Here is a 9,123-nt window from a genome sequence, read left to right as displayed (position 1 = left end):
CAGGCACATCGGCAACATATGCCTCCGCAAGCGAGGCTTCAATCGCTTTCACGAACTCCACATGGACCTGCGACGCCTGTGGATATGTGGATAACACCCTGACGGTCAGGCTAATTTAACGGCATTGTTCCATGGTGGACGCGGCGTCGAGGTCGACCGCGATTGAACTCATACCCTTATGATATCCGGCCGGACGCTACTTCGCCCTTTCGAGTCGAAATTCGACCATGATTCTTTTGGGCTTCCTTGATCGACTCTCGCCTGTTTTATCGAAAGGCTCATTTCGGGCATTTCGATTTGAAGCTCTGCACTTGCGTGCTTGCTTGTGTGTTGTGTGTTTCTTTGTTGGGGTGGGGGCGGCGCGTCGGGCAGAGGGCAGGCGGAGCCTGCCCGACGAAAGCTGCACTCAGGGGCCGCAGAGGCTCCGAAGTCAAGGGTGGGACGGAGTCCCATCGCGAAGCGACGCCGAAGGCGCCCTTGACTTTGGAGGGGCGGCCCCGTACGCAGCGCCGCCCCCACCACAATTCCACGAACATGCCTCGCGCGAACATGCCTCGCAGGAACGGCCTCCGGCGAACATCCCGCACCTTCTCGACTGTTGGACGATTGTCTAATTCACAGCACAGCGGCAGCCTTCGACCATGACATCTCCGGATTCCGAGGCCGCCGGCGATCTCCCTTTCCGTTGGAGGCAAGGCGCACAGCCGTCTAGGCACATGAACCGCCCCGCTGGAGACACCACGCCCCACTGAGGCAAGCAGCTCAACACCAGCAGCACTCCCGTCCCAACCGTCTGCATACGGTCACGTATCCAGATACGATGATGTATCTTGCGGGCATGGCGAGACGAGAGACGCGGGTCGAGCGGCAGCGGCGGACGCGTGCTGAGCTTGTGGTGTCGGCGGCGCGGCTGTTCGCGGAGCGTGGGGTCGCCGCCACCTCCGTCGAGGCGATCGCGGAGGAGGCCGGGTACAGCCGTGGCGCCTACCACAGCAATTTCGAGACCAGGGACGAGATCCTCAACGCCGTCGTCGCCCACGTGGTCGGAAGTCTCGGGCCGGAACTCGCCGCCACTCTGCATAGCCAAGGCAGCGTCCTAGACCGGCTCACCTCCTACATCCGCACTTTTCTTGCGTACTGCGCACAGCGACCAGTGGAGACGCGTGCCTTGATTGCCGTCGTCGCACACCGGGCGGCAACGGCGGCGGGATTCTACGACGATCTCGTAGCGGCGTCCCTCTCCGACCTTGTGTCGCTGTTCGAGGAAGGCCAGAACAGCGGGGAACTGCGTCGCTTCGACCCCGTGATGATGGCCTCGATGCTTCGCCGCACCCTCGACAGTGAAGGGCTGCGGGTCGCACTCGGCGCTCCAGTGGACGACGTCATCACCGAACTGACCGCGACGTTCAGCCAAGCGACACGCTCCAACGAGAAAGCCTGATTTCATGCCCGTCCAGACCTCCCGCCAGATGGTGCTTCGTGAACGTCCGAGCGCGGGCATCACAGCCGACACGTTCGCCGAGCGCACCGAGCCAGTGCCTTCCCTCAAGGACGGCGAAGCGTTGGTACAGGTCGTCTGGCTTGGAATCGACGCCACACAACGGACGTGGCTCAACGCCGACGCCACCTACATCGCACCTGTAGGAATCGGCGAGGTGATGCGCGGCAGCGGTGTCGGCCGCGTGGTCGCGTCCCGCAATCCGGTGCTGCCGGAAGGGCAGTGGGTCTATGGCGACCTGGGCTGGCGAGAATATGTCGTGGCCCGCGACGGCGGCCTGTTCGGCGTCAACCCCGTCCCGGACGGGATCGATCCCCGCCACATGCTCACCGTCTTCGGTGTGAGCGGGCTGACGGCATTCATCGGAATGTCATGCGTGCTGGACGTCACCGACGCGGACACTGTTCTGGTCACCGGCGCGGCCGGGAGCGTGGGCTCGCTCGCCGGGCAGATCGCGCGGCTTCTCGGCGCTCGGGTCATCGGCACCGCCGGCTCGCCCGAAAAGGTCGCCTGGGTGAGGGACGTCGCCGGGTTCGACGCGTGCGTCGATTACCGCGCCGACGATGTCCCGGCCGCTTTGCGCGCCTTCGCGCCTGACGGGTTCACCGCCGTCTTCGACAACGTGGGCGGCGTACTCCTGGAGAACGCGCTCGACCGGCTGGCCCTCCATGCGCGCATCGCACTGTGCGGGTCGATCTCGTCCGGGTACACGGCCACCGGATACGGGGCAGGGCCGTCCAACTACATGCAACTGGCTTTCCGGCGGGCTCGCATGGAGGGCTTCATCTTCTTCGACTACGTGTCCGAGTTCCCCGAAGCGCTGTCCCGTCTCGCCGGCTGGGTATCCGAGGGGCGACTGCGCTGGGCCGAAGACGTCATCGACGGTCTCGACAACGCCCCTGCCGCTCTGCAACGGCTCTTCGACGGCGCCAACCTCGGAAAGCAGCTCGTCCAGGTGAGCAAGGTGAAGTGAGCCCGGCGACTGATGGCAAGGGCTCCTATTAGCTGGGCGCGGGGTTCGTCGCGGGCGCGTCGGTGTCGAGCAGGTTCAGGTAGTCGTTGAGCAGGGCGGACGCCTGGAGCATCGCAAGTCCCCGCGCGGTCAGTTTCCGCTGCCAGTCGTCCAGGGAACGGGACAGCGCATCGGTGCCGCCGGCGGTCCGAATCTGGTGGACCACGGCGGCGATGTGCTCCAGCAGATATCCCCCGCGCCGAAGGAGATGGGCCAGTTCGGCATCGCGGACGTCGGTCGCACGGTAGACGCGGTATCCGGTGGCGGGGTCACGTTCGGGGACGACGATTCCGGCGTCCTCCCAGTTGCGCAGGGTGGCCGTGGTGACGCCGAGCCGGTGGGCGAGATCCCCGATGGACTCGATGGCGGCGATTTCCGAGCGGTCTGGAATGGCGACAGCCTCGGCCGTCAGATGGTCCACCGCCTGCCGCACCGAGCTGAGGGTCTCCCGGTCACGAAGGAGTTGGTGATGGGCACGGTCGATGGCGGTCAAGGCGTCGTCCAGCCGGTCGTCGTGGAGCGCGGTCATGATCTGGCCGGCCGCCGCGTATCCGAGGGCCTGCACAAGGGAAAGGTAGGCGCGGAGAGCGGCGGCATGCGCCTCGGTGTAGATGCGGTAACCACTGGCGGAACGCCGCGCGGCCGGGATGAACCCGTCCCGCTCGTAGTTGCGGACGGCCTGCGCCGAGATGCCATGCTCCCGCGCGAGATCGAACGGACGCAATCAGATCACCTGTTTGAGGCTTTGTGGTACGGCTCTCCGTCCATCACTCTGAAAGTATCAACATAACTTCAGGGATGTAATTCAGCGGTCAGCCTGGTGAACCGCTCCCCGTCCCCACCGAAGGACCCCCCATCGGGGAGCGGCTGCAACCAAGTAAGGCCGCATCTACCTCGCCAAGACGCGCCTGAAAGACAGGGCCAGAAGCAGGGCCGCCGCGACGAGGATGCCGCTCGTCCAGACCGGGCCGAGGTCGCCGAGACCGGTGCCGAGCGCTGCGGCGGCGGCGAGCGGCCCCGCGACGGCACCGACGTTGAGCGCCGCCGTCGCATACGAACCGCCCATGGTCGGCGCCCCCGCCGCCTCGTAGAGGACGCGTGCGATCAGCGTGCTCCCGAGAGCGAACGAAAGCGTCCCTTGCACGAACACAAGGCCGAGCAGCGCGACCGGGTTGGCGGCGAAGGTGCCGAGGGCGAGCCATCCCAGCAGCAGAAGCGGCCCGCCGACCGCGATGACGAGACCGGGATGCTCGTCTGACAGGTGTCCGGCGCTGGTGACGCCGACGAAGGAGCCGAGGCCGAACAGCACCAGCACGGCGGACACCCAGATCGGCGCCAGCCCGGCGGTACCGGTGACGATGGGAGCGAGGAAGGTGAAGGTCCCGAAGGTCGCGGCGTTCACCAGCGCGCCGAGCAGCATCACGAGAATCAGCCGCGGCCTCCGCAGCTGCGCGAGTTCGACCCGCAGCGCGGGGTCGTCCGCCTCGTCCGGCTGCCCGGTCTGCGGGGGTAGGCCGCGCAGTACGCCGATGGCGGCGGGCAGGCACAGGACGGCGACGGCCCAGAAGGTGGCCCGCCAGCCGAGCAGCGTGCCAAGCACGGCGCCACCCGGGACCCCGGCGATGGTGGCGGCCGTCGTACCGGACAGCAGGATGGCCAGCGCGCGTCCCTTCCGGTCTCCCGGCACGAGCGCGGCCGCCATGGCGAGCGCGACCGCGAGGAACCCGGCGTTCGCGAGCGCGGCGACGATACGGGTCACGACCAGCACCGGGAAACTCCCGGTGACGGCGCCGACGGCGTGCGCCGCGAGGAACAGGCAGATGAAGCCGACGAGGCCGGACCGCCTCGGCCAGGTGCGTGCGACCGCCGCCATCAGCGGCGCGCCCGCGACCATGCCGAGCGCGAACGCGGAGGTCAGCAGGCCGGCGGTCCCGACGGGGACGCCGAGGTCGGCGGCGATGTCCGGCAGCAGGCCGGCGAGCATGAACTCCGAGGTGCCCATGGCGAAGACCGCCACGGCGAGCAGGTAGAGCGGAAGAGGCACCGCTTGGCTCCGAGGTGAGGCGGGATAGGACGAGTCGTCTCGTCACCGCGCTCAGCCCAAGAGCGGCCCCGGCCGCTCGCAGCGGCCGTCCGGACCGGATGGCTTCAGTGGTTCAGGGGGCTGACGGGTGACCGAAAGCCCCCGTCTTGGATGCCTCGGGGCTCACCATGCTCCAGACGATACTCAGCCACGCTCACCCAACGCACACCAATTACCCCCGCACTGCCCGAGCGTCGATCGCCTCTACTCGGCAGCGTTGATAAGGCTGTACGTTGATCATGAGGGGGAATGCCGGGACATGTCTGACACCTTCCGCATCGGGGGCTCCATCGAGGTGGGGCGGCTCGGGTTCGGGGCCATGCAGTTGCCGACCGGTCCGGCGGAGGTGCGGGCGAACTCGGTGGCGGTGGCGCGGCGGGCCGTCGAACTCGGCGTCACGCTGATCGACACCGCCTACCTGTACGGCTGGGGCGCCAACGAGGAGTTGCTCGTCGAGGCCCTTCACCCCTTCCCGGACGACGTGCTCGTCACGACGAAGGTGGGCGTCATCCCACCGGAGCCGCCGCGCGAAGCGGCGCTGTGCGGGCGGCCGGAGGTGCTCCGGGACCAGGTCGAGCGGGCCCTGCGCCGGCTGCGCACCGAGCGACTAGAACTGCTTCAGCTGCACCGCGTCGACCCGGAGGTGCCGCTCGCCGACCAGGTCGGGACGCTCCGCGATCTCCGGGACGAGGGCAAGATCGGCCACATCGGGCTGTCCGAGGTCACGGTCGCCGAACTCGACGAAGCGCGGCGGATCGTCGACATCGCGAGCGTCCAGAACCGCTACAACCTGCTCGACCGCGAGCACGACCCGGTGCTCGACGCCTGCACGGCGGCGGGGATCGCCTTCCTGCCGTGGCGGCCCGTCCTGCCCGCGACCACGGCCGGCGAGGTCGCCGCCGTGGCCGCCGAACTCGACGCCACCCCGGCCCAGGTGGCCCTCGCGTGGCTGCTCGGCCGTTCGCCGGTCGTCCTGCCCATCCCGGGGACGGCGTCGATCAGGCACCTGGAGGAGAACGTCGCCGCGGCCGACTTGCAACTCACCGACCAGCAGCGTGCCCGGCTCGACGCCGCCAACCAATAGAAACAGTCAGCCGTTGACCAGAAGAGACACCTCCGTGTTGCCGCGCGTGGCGGACGAGTAAGCGGAACCACCCCGGCGCTCCCAGAGTCTGCCCTGCGGGGCTAGGTGCGGGAAAGCGGAGCGGCGACGCAGAGGTGCTGCCTGAGTTGCGGGACCTGTTCCCGCTGCCGCCCGCCCACGCCGGCCACGCCGGTCTAACCCGACCAGTACACACTGGAAGGCATCCGAGTGTGTATTGTGTGCGCCATGGCGAGACTCAACATCACGCTCCCGGACGAGCTTGCCGCCACGCTCCAGGGCCTCGCCGAGGACAAGAAGATCGCCTCGGTGTCCGGGTTCCTCGCGGACGGCGCGCGCCTCAAGCTGGCCTACCTGCGGGACGCCTCGACCATCGACGACCTGTTCGGACCGCCGAGCCCCGACGAGCAGGCGATGGTCGACCGCCTCGTCGAACGCGGCACGCCGGACCGCAGGGACGTCGCGTGATCACCGGTCACGTCTTCGACGCGACCGCACTCCTGGACCTCGCCACCGGCAAGACGATCTACGTCCGCGCCCGGCTCCGCGCGTCCATCGCCCAGCACGCCACCATCGTGATACCCGCCACGGCGCTCGCCCGCGCGTGGCAGATCGTCCCCGACCACGGCCGCACCGTCCTGGAGCGGCTCCCCGGCATGCAGGTCGTCCACGTGGACGACCTCGACGACGTGATCGCGCAGCAGACCGGCCTGCTCGTCACCACGATCCCCAACCTCGGCATAGACGCCGCCCAGGCCGCCTGGTCGGCGCGCTGGCGCCGGTGGCCGCTGATCACCGCGGACCCCGACGTCTACCAGGCCGTCCCCGGCGTCCGCGTCGAGCAGATCCCCTGACCCCGCTGCCCTCGCCCCGAAGGACCCCGCCGCCTGCTTCGGCCGAGTCGTTTATGCGGCCAGGCCGGGGTACGGGGGCCGCATGGGGACACGTGGCAGCCAGGGATTGCTGCACATCTATCTGACCGACCATCTGGCCGCGGCCGCCGGTGGCGTGGCCTTGGCCCGCCGCGTCGCGCGCTCGCATCGTGACACGGACGACGCCGACCTGCTGCGGCGCCTCGCCGCCGACATCGCCGCCGACCGCGGGGCGCTGCTGTCGATCCTGCGCTCGCTCGGGATGCCGCCCCGCCGGTTCAAGAGCATGGCGGTGTGGGCGGCGGAGAAGGGCGGCCGCCTGAAGCTCAACGGCCGGGTGGCGACCCGCTCGCCGCTCAGCGATCTCGTGGAGATGGAGGCGCTCCGGCTGGCCGTCGAGGGCAAGGCGGCCGGGTGGCGCACCCTGCTCGCCATCGCCGACCGAGAGCCGGCGCTGGACGCCGAGCAGTTGCGCACCCTCCTCGACCGCGCCGCCGCCCAGATCGCGCTCCTGGAGGAACTCCACAGGAAGGCCGCCGGCACGGCGTTCCGCGAGAAGGGCACAGAGCGGACGAGCCGGACCCGCACAGCCGTCTCACCATGACCGAGCGCCCGCCCTTCGTCCGACGCCACCAGCGCACGCAAGCAGGCCGGGAGTGGACGTGCTTGTGCGTTGCCCGCACCACTCGGCGATCAGGCAGGGTGCCAGCTGAGGGACAGGCCCATTTGCACCCGCACGGCCTTGAGATCGGCGGCCCCGGGGGCCACGGCGCCTTCTTCGCGGTGATGGCGAACGCCTGGATGCAGCGGCCGCCCGGGTGACGACACCGAGAACGGGCTCATCTCGCCGCCCACACCCCGGAAGGCCGATGTTCACCCCCGCGCCCCGGCCGCAGACCGTCCAACTGATCCTTGCTGAGGTCGCGTCTCTGCTGTTCCTGTGTGGCCGAGTGCCTCGTTCTCGACTCTGATGCGCAGCCTGAGCAGGCACAGGTTCGCCGCTGTGAACAGCAGTGAAGTGCGCCAAGCGGTGTGGACGAGCGGCAAAGCAACCCCCTCTGCGACGACCGCCACGTAGTTGGGGTGTCGTAGGCGGCGGTACGGGCCGCGCTCCACGAGTGGCATGCCGGGCACCACGATTACCCGGGTGTTCCACCGTTTCCCCAGGCTGGCGATGCACCACCAGCGCAGCGCCTGCGCCGACAGCGCCACCGCCAGCATCGGCCAGCCGAGCGGCGGGACGAACCGGCTCCGCCCAAGACGGGCCTCCAGCAGCGCCCCGCCCAGCAGACCGGCATGGGCGGCGGCGATCAGCGGATAGTGCCGCCGGCCGTGCTCGACGCCGCCGTTCCGCCGCGCCCAGGCCCGGTTGCGGCGCGCCACGGCCAGCTCTGCCAGCCGCTCGGCGGCGACGAGCCCGATCAGTACGCCGTACCGGTTCACCGAGCGGTTAGCACGCGACCCGGGCTTCACACGCTTCCCGCGCACACGCCTCACCAGCGCAGCAGGACTAGTTCGGCGGAGAACCCCGGCCCGAGCGCCATCAGCAGGCCAGGTGTGCCGTCGGGCGGCCGGCGCCGGGCGATCGTCTCCTCCAGCACGTTCAGAACCGACACCGAGGACAGGTTCCCGTGCGTCCGCAGCGACTCCCAGGTGATGTCGAGCGCGCCCGGCTCCAGCGCGAGTTCCCGCTCGATGGCCTCGATCACCTTCGGGCCCCCGGGGTGGCAGACCCATGACGGGACCCGGTCCGGGGCGAGCCCGTGATCGTCCAGGAAGGATGTCACGTCGCCCGCCAAGGTGGCCTCGACGTGGGCGACGAGGTCGGCGGCCAGGACGACGCGGAGGCCGTGGTCGCCGACGTCCCAGCCCATGAGGCGCTCGGTGCCGGGGTAGAGCCTGCTGCGGCTCGCGACCACCCGCGGCCCCCGGTGCCCGGCGGTGTCGCGGTGGTCGCCGAGCGCCACGACCGCGGCGGCGCCGTCGCCGAACAGGCCGCTGGCCACGAGGTTCGCCATGGAGCTGTCGTCGCGCTGCACGGTCAGGGAGCACAGCTCGACGCACACCAGCACCGCCACCCGCTCGGGGCGGCCGCGCAGGTAGTCGGCCACGCGGGACAGCCCGGCGGCGCCCGCCGCGCAGCCGAGGCCGAACATCGGCACGCGGGTGATGTCCTCGCGCAGGCCGACGCGCTGCGCGACGCGGGCGTCCAGCGAGGGCGTCGCCACCCCGGTCGAGGAGCAGAACACGATGTGGTCCACGTCATGCGGGGAGAGCCCGGCACCGTCGAGCACGTCGCCGACCGCCCGCGCCGCCAGTTCGACCGCCGTCTCGATGTAGACGGAGTTGGCCTCGGTGAAGCCGTCGAGCTTCACGTACTCGTCGATGGGCAGCGCGAGGCGGCGCCCGGTGACCTGGGTGGCGGCATGGAGGCGCCGGACGATCTGCTCCTTCGCGGCGGCGCGCTCCACGACGGCACGGGTGATCTGGTCCTGGTCGTAGTGATGCTCCGGCACGACCGTCCGTACTGCAGCGACGCGCATGAGGCCCCCCGAC

At 69.6% G+C, this 9,123-nt stretch carries 10 protein-coding genes; 6 read left to right on the top strand and 4 right to left on the bottom strand.

What is annotated here, in order from left to right:
• Positions 1-838: 838 nt before the first annotated feature.
• A complete protein-coding gene (locus ETD96_RS35105) occupies positions 839-1,441 on the top strand; it encodes a TetR/AcrR family transcriptional regulator (RefSeq protein WP_138640783.1) in 603 nt (200 codons plus the stop codon).
• A 4-nt stretch (positions 1,442-1,445) separates the two neighbouring features.
• The gene (locus ETD96_RS35100) at positions 1,446-2,471 is read left to right on the top strand and encodes an NADP-dependent oxidoreductase (RefSeq protein WP_138640782.1); all 1,026 of its coding nucleotides are present in this window, start codon (positions 1,446-1,448) and stop codon (positions 2,469-2,471) included.
• Positions 2,472-2,499: 28 nt separating this feature from the next.
• Here the strand turns inward: ETD96_RS35100 and ETD96_RS35095 are convergent, their stop codons facing one another.
• Entirely contained in the window at positions 2,500-3,234 is a 735-nt protein-coding gene (locus tag ETD96_RS35095) for a TioE family transcriptional regulator (protein ID WP_138640781.1), read from the bottom strand.
• Between the two features lie 165 nt (positions 3,235-3,399).
• Complete coding sequence (locus tag ETD96_RS35090) at positions 3,400-4,554, bottom strand: Cmx/CmrA family chloramphenicol efflux MFS transporter (RefSeq protein WP_138640780.1); 1,155 nt, start codon at positions 4,552-4,554, stop codon at positions 3,400-3,402.
• 298 nt (positions 4,555-4,852) lie between these two features.
• Between ETD96_RS35090 and ETD96_RS35085 the strand changes: the two genes are divergently transcribed.
• From ETD96_RS35085 to ETD96_RS35070, 4 genes are all read left to right on the top strand, one after another.
• The gene (locus ETD96_RS35085) at positions 4,853-5,677 is read left to right on the top strand and encodes an aldo/keto reductase (RefSeq protein ID WP_138640779.1); all 825 of its coding nucleotides are present in this window, start codon (positions 4,853-4,855) and stop codon (positions 5,675-5,677) included.
• A gap of 246 nt (positions 5,678-5,923) precedes the next feature.
• Positions 5,924-6,163 (top strand): ribbon-helix-helix domain-containing protein, encoded by a 240-nt coding sequence (locus tag ETD96_RS35080; protein ID WP_089328625.1) that lies wholly within the window; start codon positions 5,924-5,926, stop codon positions 6,161-6,163.
• Entirely contained in the window at positions 6,160-6,549 is a 390-nt protein-coding gene (locus tag ETD96_RS35075) for a hypothetical protein (protein ID WP_138640778.1), read from the top strand. The genes ETD96_RS35080 and ETD96_RS35075 overlap by 4 nt, the downstream gene beginning before the upstream one ends.
• An 82-nt stretch (positions 6,550-6,631) precedes the next feature.
• Positions 6,632-7,171, top strand: coding sequence for a hypothetical protein (locus ETD96_RS35070; protein ID WP_138640777.1), 540 nt, complete (start codon positions 6,632-6,634; stop codon positions 7,169-7,171).
• A gap of 269 nt (positions 7,172-7,440) precedes the next feature.
• On the opposite strand, the gene ETD96_RS35065 is transcribed toward ETD96_RS35070, so the two are convergent.
• Together ETD96_RS35065 and ETD96_RS35060 are read right to left on the bottom strand one after the other, a co-directional pair.
• Entirely contained in the window at positions 7,441-8,055 is a 615-nt protein-coding gene (locus ETD96_RS35065; protein ID WP_240808457.1) for an isoprenylcysteine carboxyl methyltransferase family protein, read from the bottom strand.
• Between the two features lie 5 nt (positions 8,056-8,060).
• On the bottom strand, positions 8,061-9,123 hold a 1,063-nt coding region (locus ETD96_RS35060), incomplete at its 5' end, for a type III polyketide synthase (protein ID WP_240808456.1).

Origin of the sequence: Actinomadura geliboluensis, from assembly GCF_005889745.1 — a bacterium.
Classification (GTDB): domain Bacteria; phylum Actinomycetota; class Actinomycetes; order Streptosporangiales; family Streptosporangiaceae; genus Spirillospora; species Spirillospora geliboluensis.
Note: the sequence above shows the minus strand (reverse complement) of the source record. Positions and strands in the feature narration are given on the sequence as shown.